The organism is Pseudomonas sp. JZ134 (genome assembly GCF_051027695.1).
Taxonomy (GTDB): Bacteria; Pseudomonadota; Gammaproteobacteria; order Pseudomonadales; family Pseudomonadaceae; genus Chryseomonas; species Chryseomonas luteola.
Map to the genome: position 1 here is coordinate 4101875 of NZ_CP069250.1, position 15906 is coordinate 4117780.

Below are 15906 nucleotides of genomic sequence, written 5' to 3' on the forward strand. Positions count from 1 at the left end.
GTTTATTATTATTTCAATTTTTCAAAAACCACAAATATTAAAATTTCAAACTAAATTATGGAGAGCAAGAAATACTTAAATTTAAATCATTTGCCACTTTAAACATTGCCTGAGAGTCTTCTATTTTTGATATCCAACCTTGATAGCTATCTTCATCCGTATCCCAAGACCATACCTGCAACCCATGATACTTTAGCTGGTTATTGGCTATACCTATCAGCATTGAGACGGAGTTTTCCTCTATGCTCCCCTTATCCGGCCAATTAAGCTCAAAATTACAGCCTAGATTTTCAATGATTGCATCAAACATACTCACTATGGTTTCAGTATCTTTCCAATCGACCTTGTACAATAAACTGTATTCCGCCCCAAGGACTATGCAATAATTGAGCAGCGATTCAAAATCGCCCTCAAACTCTTCTTTTACATCTTCGTCATGTAGAGAGGACTTGAAAAACTGATAGCACTCTTCTGCTAAAACCTCATCATCAATAGAAATTAGCCTGTATAAGCTTTTTACGTCTCGAAGTGCTTTAAGATAACGAGGCTCACGCTTCTCAGCTTTACCTGGCTCAGCTGGTTGATAACCCTTCCCCAACTTTTCGCTTAATTTCTTCTCAATTATTTTTTAGCTTCTTCAGCTGTTTTAAAGCTAATTTTTTGAGACTGGCCATTTGTTCCAATGCGTCCATACCTTATACTTTTAAGAAAACTATCTAAATCCAACTCAAGCTCATAAAACTTGTGTTTTCCTGTGGAATCATCAGATAATTCAAGATAATGTTTACATATATTTATTTCTAAAGAATTAATTATTCCAATCATGACAAACTCAATAATTACCACTAGCGAATCATCGACCCAATATTAAATGCCCATTGTTAAAATTAAAATCTGTATTAAAAGAAATATCGTTAACAACCCACTCCTTATCCGGCTTATATAAAGTAAAAATAAAGGCTATAGGCTGCCTTTCAAAACCAATCAAATAGGAAACCCTCTTGAATCTTTCACCTACCCTCTGAGTTTCAATTAACTCGTGATATTTATAGCTACCTACGAACTCAATCTGATTAACTAACTTGTTTTTGAAATCTTGCAGGCCTTCTTTTTTCTCACCAGCCCATCTACTACTACCTAAGCTTAGATCAATCGCTTCATTATATTTTTTTTGCGCAATTAAATTTGCAAAATCTTCTGTAGCGTCAGGTTGCTCACCAGCAAAGGCAACACAACTAAATAAAGCCAGTGCAAAAACTAAAAAAATCCTTTTCATTTAAATTTCCCCTTGTAAACGTTAAAACTCTATACCATTAAAACGTATGGCTACTTTCATAAGAAAATTTATCTAACAAACGTTAATTTTTAGCTGACTTACGGTATTTCACCCCCGTCCCACATACGGCATCTTCGTTGCCATCACCGTCATAAACTGCACATTTGCCTCCAGCGGCAAACCGGCCATATAACGCACGGCGTCCGCTACATGCTGCACGTCCATTCGTGGCTCGATGGCTTTTTCGCCGTTGGCTTGCAAGATGCCTGTGCTCATGCGCTCGGTCATTTCGGTAGCGGCATTGCCGATGTCGATCTGGCTGCACGCGATGTCATAAGCGCGGCCATCGAGGGAGAGGGATTTGGTCAGGCCGGTAATGGCATGTTTGGTCGCGGTATAGGCTACGCTGAAAGGCCGTGGGGCGTGGGCGGAGATGGAGCCATTATTGATGATCCGACCGCCGCGGGGTGTCTGGTGGCGCATGAGGCGGAAGGCGGCGCGGCTGCACAGAAAGACGCCGGTCAGGTTGGTGTCGACCGTAGCACGCCAGGCACTGACGTCCAGCTCATCAATAGGTACGGCCTGGGCACCGATACCCGCATTGTTGAATAGGACGTCGAGCCGGCCATAAGTTGCGTTAATGCGCTCGAACAGGGCGTCTACGCTTTGCTCGTCCGTCACATCGCACACAACGGCCAGGGCCTCCTGACCTGCAGCCTTGGCTTCTTCCATAAACGCCTGCAACGGCGCTTCGCGACGGGCAGCGACTACGACGCGATACCCATCATTCAATAGCGCCTGGGCAACGGCCTTGCCGATTCCTTGGGAGGCCCCGGTGACAAGCGCGACTTTACCGGCTGCGTTCATGCGTGAATCCTTCTTCTTATTAGGTAAGGCCTGAGCCTAAACCAGCCCGCGCGGTTAGGGTAGGCTCTGTTATCCACAGCCTTGATGAGAAGACTTTATGCCTTATGCCAATCTCCTGTTCGATCTGGACGGCACACTGACCGATCCCAAGCTCGGCATCACACTGTCCATCCAATATGCACTGGCTCAGATGGGTATCAATGAGCCGGATCCAGACACGCTCACTCATTTTATCGGCCCGCCGCTGCACAGCGCCTTTATGGCATCTTATGGATTCGAAGATGCCCAGGCCTGGCAAGCCGTGGAGCACTATCGGGTGCGCTTTAAAGAGAAGGGCCTGTATGAAAACACGCCCTACCCAGGCATCCGCGAGACGTTGGCAGTGCTCAAAGAGAAGGGGTACAGCCTGTATGTGGTGACGTCCAAGCCTTGGGTGTTTGCTAATGAAATCGCGCGCCACTTTGAGCTGACGGGGTATTTCAAGGCCATTTATGGCAGCGAGCTGGATGGCACGCGTACGGATAAGGGCGAGCTGATCAAACATGTGCTGGAGACGGAAAAGCTGCAGCCCGAGACTTGCCTGATGATTGGGGACCGCAAACACGACCTCATAGGTGCTCGACGCAATGGTGTAGATGCAGCCGGTGTGAGCTACGGTTATGGAGGCCGTGCAGAGCTGGAAGCGGAAGGGCCGCGGTTTGTGTTTGAGACACTGGAGGCGTTGAAAGAAGCGCTGGTGTGATGAGCAGGATGGGTTGAGCTGCGCGATACCCATCATCAAAACATTCATGCCCACTGAATGCAGAGAAAAGCAGCAAATCGCTTCGCTCAATATGTTCCTTAACCGCCGATATTCCCTCCACTGTAGGCCGCGAAATCATGTGTAGCGCGCTCCAAAGCTCGCTACATGACCCGGTGAAGTTACTCATAACAGCCCCACTTCGTTAGCAATAGGTATGACTATTTATCTGGTGATTTTGCATAGCCTTTTAACTCATACGATGTCTGACGTATGACGTTTCATAAGCTCATGGAATACAGGAAATAAGGGGGGTGTAGCCGATAAGGGACATTTTTTGCCCGCTGCACACGGTGCGATAAAGGCTATCGCCGTGTTGTGACAGCCTGGTGAATATGGCTATCGATAGAGGCGGGTTCAGCCTGTAGCCGCAGGGAAAACGGGTTAGTGATACATCCCGTTTTCCCTACGCAATCATGTTCTACAACTTTGCCTTGACCGCGTCCAGACCGTCGTTGCCGTCCTTGGTTTTCACACCCTGCAGCCAGGGCTCAATGGCCTGTGGATTAGCCTTGAGCCAGTTCTGTACAGAGTCGGCATAACTGATCTTTTTCTCCACCACGTCGTTCATGATGGCGTTTTCCATATCCAGCGTGAACGCAAGGTTGGAGAGCAGCTTGCCTACGTTCGGGCACTGCTCGGCATACCCTTTACGTGTCAGCGTATGAACCGTGCCCGCCTCGCCAAAGTATTTCTCACCGCCGGTGAGGTACTTCATCTCGTAATTGATGTTCATGGGGTGGGGCGTCCAGCCCAGGAAGACCACCCACTGGTTGCGCTTCACAGAGCGGCCTACCTGCGCCAGCATGGCCTGCTCGCTCGATTCCACCAGTTGCCAGCCGCCCAGATCGAACTCGTTACCGTCGATCATCTTCTGGATCGACTGGTTACCCGGGGCACCCGAGCCGATGCCGTAGACCTTCTTGTTGAACTTGCCAGCATGCTTGGCCAGATCGCTGAAGTCTTTCACACCGGCGTCCCAGACATACTTGGGTACGGCCAGGGTGAATTCGGTCCCGTTCAGGTTTTCCCTGAGATCGGTCACCTGGCCGCTTGTAACGAATTGGTCGTAGTACCCTTGCTGCGCAGGCATCCAGTTGCCCAGGAAGGCGTCGATCTTGCCATCCTTCAAGCCGCCAAACACGATGGGGACGGAAAGCGTGTCGACCGTGCTCTGGTAGCCCAGCGATTCGAGCAGAAAGCCGGCAACGGCGTTGGTAGTGGATATATCGCTCCAACCCGGATCAGCCATACGAACAGTGCCGCAAGCGGCATCTTCAGCGTGAACCTGCGTACCAAACAGGGCGGCGCCAACCATCAAAAGCGTGGGTATTGGTTTCATCCGTGCGTCCTTCAGCGTGTGTTATCGGGTCTACAGTGGCCCGTCAGCATCCTTCGGGCAAGGGTTGATTACAGCGGCTGTGGATAACGGGCACGCCGCTCCAGATCATCCAGGTCGATGTGGTTGCGCATGTATTGCTGGCTCGCATCCACGAACGGCTGGTGATCCCATGCTGTACGTACGCCTTTATTCAGCGCCTCGGCGACAAAGCGGCGACGCCGCTGGCTGGCCAGCACATCGGCATGGATATGGGGTATGGACCATCGGGTACGGGCCTCCTGTACAAAGGTATCCAACACGCTCTGGTATTCACTGCTGGTTGCAAGGTTCTCCAGCTCCTGGGGATCATTGGCGAGATCAAACAGAAGCAGCGGGTCCTGCTCGGAGTAGATGAACTTGTAGCGGCCACGCCGAATCATCATCAGCGGGCTATGAGTACCTTCGGCCATGTATTCGCCGATCACTTCATCGTGGCCCTCACGGTTTTCCAGGTGCGGCAGCAGTGATCGACCATCCAGGGGCAGGCCGTCCTGCACACAGCCTCCGGCCAGCTCCACGAGGGTCGGCAAGAGGTCCATGGTGGAAACCGACGCACTGACGTGCCGCGCAGCAAACTGTTTGGGGGCGTGGATAAGCAGGGGTACACGGGCAGACATCTCGAACCAGTGCATCTTATACCAGAGGCCGCGCTCACCCAGCATGTCGCCATGATCGCCCGAGAAGACAATGATCGTATCCTCTGCAAGTCCGCATTCTTCCAGAGTCTTGAGCAGCTTGCCGATATTGGCATCCACATAGCTGCATGCCCCGTAGTAGGCGCGGCGCGCATCCCGAATCTTTTGCTCCGGTAACGGCTTATCCCACAGGTCGATGACCTTGAGCAGGCGCTGGCTGTGAGGGTCCTGCTCATCTTGGGACAACGTCACCTGTGGCAATTCGATGTCCGTTTCCTCATACAGATCCCAAAATTCCTTGGTAATCGTATAGGGGTCATGCGGGTGGGTCATGGAGACAGTCAGGCAGAAGGGCTGGTCATCCCCCCGGCGGACATGGTCGTAGAGGTATTGCCTGGCCTTGAAGACCACTTCCTCATCGAAGTCCAGCTGATTGGTGCGGATGGAAGGCCCGGCCTGCAGCACGGATGACATGTTGTGATACCAGCTTGCACGCACATCCGGCTCGTCCCAGTTCACCGCCCAGCCATAATCGGCAGGGTAGATGTCGCTGGTCAGACGCTCCTCGAAACCGTGGAGCTGGTCCGGTCCGCAGAAATGCATCTTGCCGGAGAGGGCAGTGCGATAGCCCAGGCGGCGCAGGTAATGGGCATAGGTCGGAACGTCCGCAGGAAAGTCAGCGGCGTTGTCGTAGGCCCCGATTCTGGAAGGCAATTGCCCACTCATCAGAACAAAGCGAGAGGGCGCACACAATGGGCTGTTGCAGTATGCCGAATCGAACACCACGGCCTGCTGTGCCAGACGCTCAAGATTGGGAACCTTGATGGGCGAGTCGGCACGGTGGAGCGGCAGCAGCGGCGCAGCCATCTGGTCCGCCATGATGAAAAGAATATTGGGTTGCTTCATTGCGGCGCGTCCTATGCTGGAAAGTTATGCGATAGTGCGTAAAACCATAGTCAACCCTACGAGATTGATGGGTAAACCACATGGAAACGCATAGGTTGGATAAGGAGGGCTTATGGCAGTAGCGGATGAGCCGTTATCGCTCGACTGCTTGCGACTCTTCGAGGCGGCGGCCCGGCACTTGAGTTTCACGGCGGCTGCGGCTGAGCTGGGCATGACACAGCCTGCCATCAGCCAGCAGATCAAGCGGCTGGAGCAACAACTGGCAGTGCGCCTGTTCGATCGTGTTTACCGAGGCATCACGCTGACTGCCGCTGGCGCACTACTCCTGGAGCATGTGCAGGCAGGGCTGGACAGTATCGACACAGGCATTGCGGCCATCACTCACCGGGCGCCCCATGAAATGTTGAACGTAGCCACTGACTTTGCCTTTGCGGCCTATTGGCTAATGCCTCGCTTGCCGCGCTTTCACGCATTGCATCCTGAATTGGACGTCAGCCTTATTACCAGCGACCGCATGCCAGGGCCTAATCTGCAAAATATCGATGTTGCCCTGACATTTGGCGATGGCCGCTTCAAGCACGGTGAATCGCTGGCATTGTTTCGGGAAGAAGTATTCCCCGTCTGTAGCCCCCGCCTGGTTCAGGGCATGGCGCTCCCCCTCCCCAAACAGACGCTGGCCGGCCTGCCCATGCTGCATTTGAAGCCGGAGCTGTCGAGCAAGTGGTTCGACTGGAAAGGGCTCTTCCAGGCGTTGGATATTCAGGCACCGCCTATTCCGGCGGTGTTGAGCTTTGATAACTACACTCTGGTCATTCAAGCCGCTATCGCCGGCCAAGGCGTTGCGATTGGCTGGCGGCATCTGGTGGACAATCTGGTCGAGCAAGGTTTGCTATGCCGCCCGATTGTCGAATGCGCCACGTCTGCCTATGGCTATCACGCGCTGATTCCCGAGCGGAAGCGGCGGGGCAGGTTGGTCGAGCAGTTCGTCGGATGGCTGCATAATGAGATCAACGGCGAAACCCTTGTGCTAGACCGCTTTCGCCTTAGTGTATGAAAACCCTTGTATTGCGATATGTAAAAAGCCTATCAAGCTAATAGCGCCCGGACCGATAGGACAAGCAAAGGCTTTTTGCCTATTGTTCCTGAGGATGGACTCATGGCGTTACGCACTCTGAAAATCGCTCCCCGCCTAGCCGTAGGCTTTGGCCTTATGGCACTCATCGTTCTAGGGCTCGGCCTGTTTTCAATGAGCCAGATGAGCAATATGCGGGAGCAGTCACGGCAGGTGGATACGCATTGGTTGCCGGCTATCAATGCGCTGGGTGAGATCAACATGGACATGATGCGTATCCGTGTCTTTACCTTGCGCCTGTTTACCGCGGATACGGCGCAGCGTCGCCAGGAAGATAGCCAGAAGGCAAGCGATATCAAGGCGAGTCTTCGCGATACTCAGGCCCGCTATGAAACGCTCCTGATACTGGACTCTGAAAAAGAGGCTTACGCTCACTTCAAGCAGTGGCAGGACAAATATTTTACCGATCAGGCTGAAGTGACACGCTTGGCGCTGGCGGGCGACATGCAATCAGCCTCGGCCATACTCAACAAGAGTCTGAACGAATACGCCAACCAGATGGCTACCCAGCTCAAGAAGCTGGCAGCGCTCAGCGCAGACGAATCCGGCAAGGCCGCCGACAAGGCGGAGGCAGCTTATAACGCCGGCAAGCTGGGCGTCGGCCTTGCCATCGCCCTGGCGTTTGCAATCACCGTATTGCTGGCCTGGATCATGAGTCGCAGCATCGTACGTCCGCTGGGCCAGGCTGTGAGCAGTGCACGCGCCGTAGCATCCGGCAACCTGAGCGTGCCGGTTCAGGTAGAAGGCAGGGATGAAGTAGGGCAGCTGCTCGAATCCCTCGCCGTCATGCAAGGTAACCTGCGCGATGCGATCGAACAGATCTCCTCGTCCTCCACACAACTGGCCTCTGCGGCAGAGGAGCTGAATCTGGTTACGGAAAGCTCATCCATGAACCTGACCCAGCAGAACCACGAGATCGAGCAGGCTGCAACTGCCGTGACCCAGATGAGCACCGCTGTCGAGGAAGTGGCCCGTAACGCCGTGTCCACCTCCGAGTCGTCCAAGCGCTCGGCGCAGGCCGCTCACGAAGGCCGCACTAAGGTCGACAACACAGTTACAGCCATTGAGCACATGGCCGGCGAGGTGGACAAGACGTCCACACTGGTCAGCGGACTGGCCGAACAGGCCCACGATATTGGCAAGGTGCTGGATGTAATTCGGGCCATTGCCGAGCAGACCAATCTGCTGGCCCTGAACGCGGCCATCGAGGCAGCACGGGCCGGTGAGGCGGGGCGCGGTTTTGCCGTGGTCGCGGATGAGGTGCGTGCCCTGGCCCACCGCACCCAGGAGTCCACCCGTGAAATCGAACAGATGATCAGCGCCATCCAGGGCGGTACGCAGGAAGCCGTAACATCCATGCAGAGCAGCGCCAGCCAAGCGCAAAACACGTTGGCGATTGCCCAGTCTGCCGGTGCGGCGCTTGAAGAAATCACCCAGCTCATTGCCGAGATCAACGAGCGCAACATCGTGATTGCCAGCGCGTCGGAAGAGCAGGCGCAGGTGTCTCGTGAAGTGGACCGTAACCTCGTCAATATCCGTGACCTGGCTTCCCAGTCCGCAACCGGTGCGGCCCAATGCAATGCTGCCAGTGCGGAACTGTCTCGCCTGGCGGTGGACCTGAACGGTCTGGTGAAACGTTTCGAGATCTAACGCTGACGCCTACGAAAAAGGCAGCTCCTAGAGCTGCCTTTTTTATTACCGCCGGGTATTGTCCTTAGCGCTCGTAGAGCTCAAGGGGCAGGTCGTCCGGATCGCTGAAAAAAGTGAAGCGTTTCTGCGTCAGCTCGTCTACCCGGATAGGCTCTACAGCAACGTCATGCTGCTTGAGATGAGCAACGGTAGCGTCCAAATCTTCCACGGCAAAGGACAGATGGCGCAGGCCTTGCGCTTCCGGCCGGGAAGGGCGCGGTGGCGCGTCCGGGAAGGAGAACAGCTCGAGCTGGGCGTGATCACCAACAGCCAGATCCAGCTTCCAGGACTGGCGCGCCTCACGAAAGGTCTCGGCTATCACCCTGAGTCCTAGTACCTCGGTATAAAAACGCTTGGACGTGGGGTAGTCGGAGCAGATCAGCGCCACATGGTGCAAACGGTCGAACATCAGGGCACCGCCACGAACTTCAGGTCGGACGGCATGGCTACGTCGATACTCTGCAGCTCTTCGCCCAGCTTGCCGGTTTGCGGATCGCGCGCGAACACCTTCAGCTGGCTGCTGCCCTGGTTGGCGACCAGCATGTAGCGTCCCGTCGGATCAATGCTGAACTCGCGGGGCTCGCGGCCGTTCACGGAGCGGCGGTCGACAAAGGTCAGCGTGCCTTCCACCGGATCGATGGCAAACACATCGATGTGGTTGTCATCGCCTCGGTTGGCAGCGTAGAGGAAGCGGCCATCGTTGGAGAGATGGATGGCGCCTGCTCCTACCTTGCCGCTGAAACCTTCCGGCGCCAAGGTGTAGACCTGTAACTGTCGCAGTGCACCGTTTTCGTGGGCGAACACCATGACCTGTCCGGTCAGCTCAAGGGTCAGGTAGGCGAAACGGCCGTCACCGCTAAAGACGATATGGCGCGGGCCGCTGCCTGATGGAACGGGCGTGTAGGGGGTTTCAGCCGGAGACAGCGGGCGCTCCTGTCGTGCAGGGTTGTAGCGATAGGCAAAAATCTTGTCAGCGCCGAGGTCTGGCGAGAACAGATACTGGCCGTCTGGCGTAAACGTCACCCCATGTACATGGCCGGACGTCTGCCGCTCCGGGTGATTATTACTGGCCTGGAAGAATTCGATCTGGGCAACCGGGCTCAGCACACCGTTGCTTTGCACCGGCAGCGCGGCCAGAGAGCCTTCGGGCTCGACGGAATAGTTGGCGACAAACAGGAACTGTCCGTCAGGGCTGAGCGTCGAGTGGGTTGGATGATCCCCCAGGGTCTTGACCTGGCTGATTTGTTGCAGCCGGCCGCTTTCTGGATCGAAGCGATAAGACGTGGCGCGGCCAATGTCATCGCCCTGGCTGCCACGACCGTTTTCATTGACGACAAATACGGTACGGCCGTCGCGCGCCAGTGTCAGATAGGACGGGTTGTGGGCTTTGACAACGCGCAGCGGTCCGGTGACCTGCCCGGCGCGGCTATCGAATCGGTAGACATAAAGCCCCTGGCTACTGCCGTTGGTGTAGGTCCCTACCAGCAGGTTATACAGTCCCGGCTCAGCGCTGGCGGTGGTCGCGATGCCGGTCAGTGGCGCGAGCAGGAACAGTGGTAGCAAAGAGGGCAGCTTCATGGCGTTTACTCATTCTGATCAGTGAGGCACGGGCAAAAAAGTTAGCTAACAGACCTGAACCGGTGATATCAGTTCGCTTTGTGACACATTCTGTTGAGCTTCATCGTTTCCATGCGGTCCGACCCAAGTGTAACGGTTTGAACCTTTTTCTGTGGCGGCCCTGAGCCCGCTCATTTCTCAAACAGGAGAGTACGATGCGTTTCTATTGCCTGCCTAAAGCCGAATCCTATGCAGACCTGACCCTGCGCGAGCGTGATACACCCAAGCCGGGACGCGGCCAGGTTCTGGTCAAGATGAAGGCCGCCTCGCTGAACTACCGCGACCTCATGGTCGCAACCGGCCGTTACGCACGTGGCGGTCTGCCCAAGGATCTGGTACCCCTGTCCGACGGTGCAGGCGAAGTGGTGGAGATTGGGGATGATGTCGACCGTGTGAAAGTAGGCGATCGCGTAGCCGGTATCTTCATGCAGACCTGGATTGGCGGCCATCTGGACCCCACCCACGGCGCCTCCGCCCTCGGTGGCGCCATCGACGGGGTGCTGTCCGAATACGTACTGTTCGACCAGAACGGCGTGGTTACGCTGCCGGAGCACCTGTCTTATGAGGCTGGCGCTACCTTGCCCTGCGCCGGTGTAACCGCCTGGCATGCACTGTTTGGCAGTGTTCAGCCATTGGTGGCTGGTCAGACCGTGCTGCTGCTGGGTACAGGCGGTGTGTCCATCTTTGGCCTCCAGTTCGCCCGTGCGGCCGGGGCGCGTACCATCATTACTTCATCCAGCGATGAGAAGCTGCAAAAGGCCAAGGCCTTGGGCGCTCACGAGACCGTGAATTACAAGCAGTATCCGGAGTGGCAGGAGCAGGTGCTAGGCCTGACTGAAGGGCTCGGCGTTGACCATGTGGTAGAAGTCGGCGGCGCCGGTACGCTGCCTCGCTCGCTGCGCTCGACTCGTCCGGGTGGTGCCACCCACCTGATCGGTGTGCTGACGGGCGGAGAGATCAACCCGGCAGCGCTGATCCAGCGCTCTGTCGTACTGGAGGGTATCTATGTCGGCTCACGCGAGATGTTCGATGCCATGAACCGTGCCATCGCCCTGCATCGCATCGAGCCGGTGATCGACAAAGTCTTCAGTTTCGACGAGGCCGAAGCGGCGTATCGCTACATGGACGGACAGAGCCATGTGGGCAAAGTCGTCATTCGCTTTGAAGGGTAAGACATGACAGCGGCTATCCAGGGCTACCATGCCCATGTCTATTTTGACGCCACGACATTGGAGCAGGCCAGGGCACTGTGCGAAGAGGCCGCGCGCCGCTTTGCCGTGACGATGGGCCGGGTTCACCAGCGACCGGTCGGCCCTCACCCGGACTGGAGTTGTCAGCTGTCGTTTCGTCCAGAGGTATTTGCGGACGTGGTGCCCTGGCTGGCGCTCAACCGGAACGGGCTGGTGATCTTTCTCCATCCCGTGACCGGCCATGATCGTGCCGATCACCGCGACCATGCCCTCTGGATGGGTGCGGTAAGGCCGCTTGACCTGTCCGTGCTACCCGAAGAACCCGTGCAATACGACTTTCAGTAAGCCCATGATGACGCACTGTACGGCGCCATGGGCTGCCTCAGTCTAGGCAAAGGCGCACTAACGCAGGGTTACTGCGCCACCACCCAAAGAATTGACCAATCAATCCAGCACGTTGTGCAGGACCTCATACACGATGCCGGTCGTGATAGCGATCAGCACCATGTCTGTGCCCAAGCGGCGCCATTCATAACCGTCATAGCGGGGCAGCTGCTTGGCGATGCCGGGTGGCAGCGGCTTGCCATACCCATGGGGTAGCGGCTTGCCCTTGGCGATCACCAGCCCCGGCGGAAGCGGTGAGCCGCGGCCGATCTCGCCCTTGTGGGCCCGTATGGTTTCACGTACCGGGCTGAAATCCTGCGGAGGTAACCGCTTGCCATGACCCTGGCTGGCCTGCGGACCGCCATGTCCTTGATTGCCCTGGTTACCCTTCGACTGGGCAGAACCGCCTTTATGGTCCTGGCCATGCGGCATTTGCGCGCCCTGACCGTGTCCCTTGCTGCCGCCCTGCGGCCCGTTCATTTGATCCGGCGGCGCAGCCAACGCAAGTGGCGATCCCACACACAACGTAACGCATACGCTGGCGATGGCTTTTTTCATGCGATTCATGGTGGTCTCCCACATGGCGATCCAGAGGATCCTGATTCAAAACAACCCGTTACCTACGGTATGGGCTGTTTTCAGTCTATCGTCATCCGCGTCGTCAGAGCGCTATGTCAGCAAACCTTTACCTTCGCGCCACGAAAAAACTTGAGTAAGGGGGTTCCATCGCCCGGGAGGATGCCCTTTATACTGCCGCTGCGCCGGACTCGGGACCTGCCAGAGTGCCTTTCGAGACGCCAGACAGGTCGAGTCTGCTATTTACCTCTTCAGCCGGACGATATTCACGTGAAATATCTTTCTCTCGTATTGAGTGCTGTATTGATCGGGGGCAGCCTGGGGGCTGCAAATGTCAGTGCAGCCGAGGCCAAGGCCACTGTACCGATGCGGCAAGAACTGGCATCGGGCAGCGCCCTGCTGGTCGACATGCAAACGGGCCAGCCCTTGTATTCCAGCAACCCCGACGTCGTGGCTCCCATTGCATCCGTCACTAAGCTTATGACTGCCATGGTCACCCTGGATGCCAAGCAACCCATGGATGAAATGCTGACCGTCAAGATTGACGATGTGCCGGAAATGCGCGGTGTGTATTCGCGTGTGCGTCTGGGCAGCGAGATCAGCCGTCATGACATGCTGTTGCTGGCGCTGATGTCCTCGGAAAACCGTGCTGCCACAAGTCTGGCCGAGCATTACCCGGGCGGTGTAAAGGCTTTTGTGGCCGCCATGAACGCCAAGGCGCGTGCGCTGGGCATGACCAATACCCACTATACCGAGCCGACAGGTCTGTCCCTGAACAACGTCTCGACCGCCCGTGACCTGGTCAAGCTGCTCCAGGCCACCCGCAATTACCCGCTGATTGGCCAGCTGAGCACCACGCAAGAGAAGACTGTGGCGTTCCGCAAGCCCAACTACACCCTGGGCTTCCACAACACCAATCACCTCGTGGGCAAGAGCGACTGGAATATTCAGGTCACCAAGACCGGCTTTACCAACGCAGCGGGTCATTGTCTGGTCATGCGTACGGTCATGAATAACCGCCCGGTTGCGTTCGTAGTACTGGATGCCTTTGGCAAATACACCCACATGGCTGATGCGAGTCGCCTGCGCAAGTGGATAGAAACCGGCCAGGTCACGCCTATCCCGGAAGTGGCCAAGGCCTACAAGCAGCAGCGCCATATGGCCGCTCGCCAGGCGGTTGCCGCGCAGTAAGACGCGGTATGTACGGGAATGATGGGTATCGCCAAGCTCAACCCATCCTGCAAAACAAAAGCCGCTGCAAATGCAGCGGCTTTTGTTTGAGGCGAGTGCGTTACGCGCAGTACCGGCAGGGTATTAGCCCATAGGATAGATTGAGCGAAGCGATATCCATCACTCAGGCCACTTATCTATCATCGCCTCGCGCTGCGTACCGCTTCCGCCAGACTGCCACACAGGCTCAATACACCCTCGACGGCCTCGGTGCTGCTTTGCGCCTTGGCGATCTGGTCGACCAAGGCGGAGCCCACTACCACCCCATCCGCCAGCTGAGCAACCACTCTGGCCTGCTCGGGCGTCCGGATACCAAAGCCTACGCACAACGGAAGCTGAGTGAACTGCCGCAGCCGCTCGACCGCATGCTCGATGTGTTCGTTCGTGGCCGAACCCGCCCCTGTCACACCCGCCACCGAGACGTAATATACAAAGCCTGAGCTGCTGTTCAGCACACGCGGCAGGCGGTTATTGTCTGTAGTAGGTGTCGTCAGCCGGATAAAGTCGATGCCTACGGCCTGAGCCGGGTCACACAGCTCGGCGTCGTGCTCGGGCGGCAGATCCACCACGATCAGGCCGTCTACACCGGCATCCCTGGCTTCGGTCAGGAAGCGTTCAACGCCATAACGGTGAATCGGATTGTAGTAACCCATCAGCACCAGGGGTGTTTCGGCTTCTTCCTGGCGAAACTCACGCACCATCTCCAGCGTTTTTGCCAGGGTCTGCCCGTTCTTCAACGCACGCAGGGCCGCAGCCTGGATGGCCGGGCCATCCGCCATGGGATCGGTGAAGGGCATGCCTAGCTCGATCACATCGGCACCCGCCTTGGGCAGGCCCTTGAGGATTGCCAGCGACGTAGCGTAATCCGGATCACCCCCGGTGGTATAGGTCACGAGCGCGGCGCGACCCTCTTGCTTTAACTGGGCGAAACGGGTTTCCAGACGACTCATAGCTTGTCTCCCAGATGGCTCATCACGGTTTGCATGTCCTTATCGCCGCGGCCGGAGAGGCAGACGATCATGATGTGATCCTTGGGCAGCGTAGGCGCGCGCTTGTAGGCTTCAGCCAGAGCGTGGGCGGATTCCAGCGCTGGAATGATGCCTTCCAGACGGCAGGTCTGGTGGAAAGCCGCCAGCGCCTCGTCGTCATTGATCGGCACATACTCCACGCGCTTCACATCATGCAACCAGGCGTGCTCCGGGCCGATGCCAGGATAGTCCAGGCCGGCGGAGATGGAATGCGCGTCGATGATCTGGCCGTCGTCGTCCTGTAGAAGAAACGTACGATTGCCATGCAGGACGCCAGGAACGCCACCGTTCAGGCTGGCGGCGTGCTTGTCGGTACTGACACCGTGGCCACCGGCTTCAACGCCAATGATCGCCACGTCCTTGTCGTCCACGAATTCATGGAACAGCCCCATGGCGTTTGATCCACCGCCCACACAGGCGATCAGGCTGTCAGGTAGACGACCCTCTTTCTCAAGAATCTGCGCCTTGGCCTCACGACCGATTACGGCCTGGAAATCACGAACCATGGCCGGGTAGGGGTGTGGACCGGCAACGGTGCCAATCAGGTAGAAGGTATCGGCGACATTGGTCACCCAATCACGTAGTGCCTCGTTCATCGCATCCTTGAGTGTGCCCGTACCGGCAGTGACCGGGATCACCGTCGCCCCCAGGAGCTTCATGCGAAAGACGTTGGCCTGTTGCCGGTCGATATCGGTGGTGCCCATGTAGATCACACAGGGCAGGCCGAAGCGGGCCGCTACGGTGGCAGTGGCCACGCCGTGCATGCCGGCGCCAGTCTCCGCAATGATGCGGGTCTTGCCCATACGCTTGGCCAGGAGAATCTGGCCGATGCAGTTGTTGATCTTGTGCGCGCCGGTGTGGTTTAGCTCTTCGCGCTTCAGATAGATCTTGGCGCCACCAAAATGCTCGGTCAGGCGCTCGGCGAAATACAGCGGATTGGGGCGGCCAATGTAGTCGCGCTGGAAATAGGCCAGCTCATCCAGAAACGCCTGATCCTTCATCGCGGCGGTGTACTCACGCTCGAGATCCAGAATCAGCGGCATCAGGGTTTCGGCCACGTAGCGGCCACCAAACTGGCCGAACATGCCCTGAGCATCAGGGCCTTGGCTGTAGGTCATGTCTGTCATGGGAGAGCTCCCTGTGAATATGGTTTTACACTAACCGGTTGCTGGACAGGAATAAATCGATAAGATCGC

17 protein-coding genes and 1 pseudogene are annotated in these 15906 nt (G+C 56.5%); 7 read left to right on the forward strand and 11 right to left on the reverse strand.

What is annotated here, in order from left to right; genetic code table 11:
• Positions 1–55 precede the first annotated feature (55 nt).
• From JQR86_RS19140 to JQR86_RS19155, 4 genes are all read right to left on the reverse strand, one after another.
• Positions 56–598, reverse strand: coding sequence for a DUF6630 family protein (locus JQR86_RS19140; RefSeq protein WP_434154091.1), 543 nt, complete (start codon positions 596–598; stop codon positions 56–58).
• Between the two features lie 23 nt (positions 599–621).
• Complete coding sequence (locus JQR86_RS19145) at positions 622–825, reverse strand: WGR domain-containing protein (RefSeq protein WP_407362608.1); 204 nt, start codon at positions 823–825, stop codon at positions 622–624.
• A 28-nt stretch (positions 826–853) separates the two neighbouring features.
• Complete coding sequence (locus JQR86_RS19150) at positions 854–1276, reverse strand: hypothetical protein (RefSeq protein ID WP_407362607.1); 423 nt, start codon at positions 1274–1276, stop codon at positions 854–856.
• 108 nt (positions 1277–1384) lie between these two features.
• Positions 1385–2143, reverse strand: a complete 759-nt coding sequence (locus tag JQR86_RS19155; RefSeq protein ID WP_197872439.1) for an SDR family oxidoreductase — start codon at positions 2141–2143, stop codon at positions 1385–1387.
• A 97-nt stretch (positions 2144–2240) separates the two neighbouring features.
• Between JQR86_RS19155 and JQR86_RS19160 the strand changes: the two genes are divergently transcribed.
• Positions 2241–2885: an HAD family hydrolase gene (locus JQR86_RS19160; protein WP_434154092.1), complete on the forward strand. Its 645-nt coding sequence runs from the start codon at positions 2241–2243 to the stop codon at positions 2883–2885.
• Positions 2886–3363: 478 nt separating this feature from the next.
• On the opposite strand, the gene JQR86_RS19165 is transcribed toward JQR86_RS19160, so the two are convergent.
• Complete coding sequence (locus tag JQR86_RS19165) at positions 3364–4284, reverse strand: choline ABC transporter substrate-binding protein (RefSeq protein WP_197872441.1); 921 nt, start codon at positions 4282–4284, stop codon at positions 3364–3366.
• A 68-nt stretch (positions 4285–4352) separates the two neighbouring features.
• Positions 4353–5864, reverse strand: coding sequence for a choline-sulfatase (gene betC, locus JQR86_RS19170; protein ID WP_434154093.1), 1512 nt, complete (start codon positions 5862–5864; stop codon positions 4353–4355).
• Between the two features lie 112 nt (positions 5865–5976).
• Here betC and JQR86_RS19175 point away from each other — a divergent pair, with 112 nt between their 5' ends.
• The 3 genes and pseudogenes from JQR86_RS19175 (at position 5977) to JQR86_RS19185 (ending at position 8646) form a co-directional block, all read left to right on the forward strand.
• Complete coding sequence (locus JQR86_RS19175; RefSeq protein ID WP_434154094.1) at positions 5977–6918, forward strand: choline sulfate utilization transcriptional regulator; 942 nt, start codon at positions 5977–5979, stop codon at positions 6916–6918.
• Between the two features lie 156 nt (positions 6919–7074).
• A pseudogene (locus JQR86_RS19180) lies at positions 7075–7515 on the forward strand (MCP four helix bundle domain-containing protein); the annotation flags it as partial.
• Between the two features lie 72 nt (positions 7516–7587).
• Positions 7588–8646, forward strand: a complete 1059-nt coding sequence (locus tag JQR86_RS19185) for a methyl-accepting chemotaxis protein (protein ID WP_434154965.1) — start codon at positions 7588–7590, stop codon at positions 8644–8646.
• Between the two features lie 64 nt (positions 8647–8710).
• On the opposite strand, the gene gloA2 is transcribed toward JQR86_RS19185, so the two are convergent.
• Both gloA2 and JQR86_RS19195 read right to left on the reverse strand, forming a co-directional pair.
• Entirely contained in the window at positions 8711–9094 is a 384-nt protein-coding gene (gene gloA2 / locus JQR86_RS19190; RefSeq protein WP_150348358.1) for an SMU1112c/YaeR family gloxylase I-like metalloprotein, read from the reverse strand.
• Positions 9094–10263, reverse strand: a complete 1170-nt coding sequence (locus JQR86_RS19195) for a lactonase family protein (RefSeq protein ID WP_434154095.1) — start codon at positions 10261–10263, stop codon at positions 9094–9096. The genes gloA2 and JQR86_RS19195 overlap by 1 nt, the downstream gene beginning before the upstream one ends.
• A gap of 194 nt (positions 10264–10457) precedes the next feature.
• Here JQR86_RS19195 and JQR86_RS19200 point away from each other — a divergent pair, with 194 nt between their 5' ends.
• Together JQR86_RS19200 and JQR86_RS19205 are read left to right on the forward strand one after the other, a co-directional pair.
• Positions 10458–11474, forward strand: coding sequence for a zinc-dependent alcohol dehydrogenase family protein (locus tag JQR86_RS19200; protein ID WP_434154096.1), 1017 nt, complete (start codon positions 10458–10460; stop codon positions 11472–11474).
• A 3-nt stretch (positions 11475–11477) separates the two neighbouring features.
• Positions 11478–11837 carry a DOPA 4,5-dioxygenase family protein gene (locus tag JQR86_RS19205; RefSeq protein ID WP_010796390.1) on the forward strand — a complete coding sequence of 120 codons (360 nt, stop codon included), beginning with the start codon at positions 11478–11480 and terminating at the stop codon, positions 11835–11837.
• A 99-nt stretch (positions 11838–11936) separates the two neighbouring features.
• On the opposite strand, the gene JQR86_RS19210 is transcribed toward JQR86_RS19205, so the two are convergent.
• Complete coding sequence (locus JQR86_RS19210) at positions 11937–12443, reverse strand: anti-virulence regulator CigR family protein (protein ID WP_185749669.1); 507 nt, start codon at positions 12441–12443, stop codon at positions 11937–11939.
• Between the two features lie 279 nt (positions 12444–12722).
• Between JQR86_RS19210 and pbpG the strand changes: the two genes are divergently transcribed.
• A complete protein-coding gene (pbpG, locus tag JQR86_RS19215) occupies positions 12723–13643 on the forward strand; it encodes a D-alanyl-D-alanine endopeptidase (protein ID WP_074821005.1) in 921 nt (306 codons plus the stop codon).
• A gap of 179 nt (positions 13644–13822) precedes the next feature.
• Here pbpG and trpA read toward each other — a convergent pair whose 3' ends face one another.
• Together trpA and trpB are read right to left on the reverse strand one after the other, a co-directional pair.
• Complete coding sequence (gene trpA / locus JQR86_RS19220; protein WP_010796387.1) at positions 13823–14632, reverse strand: tryptophan synthase subunit alpha; 810 nt, start codon at positions 14630–14632, stop codon at positions 13823–13825.
• Positions 14629–15837 carry a tryptophan synthase subunit beta gene (gene trpB, locus JQR86_RS19225; RefSeq protein ID WP_122041186.1) on the reverse strand — a complete coding sequence of 403 codons (1209 nt, stop codon included), beginning with the start codon at positions 15835–15837 and terminating at the stop codon, positions 14629–14631. Before trpB ends, trpA begins: the two co-directional genes overlap by 4 nt.
• Positions 15838–15906: the final 69 nt, after the last annotated feature.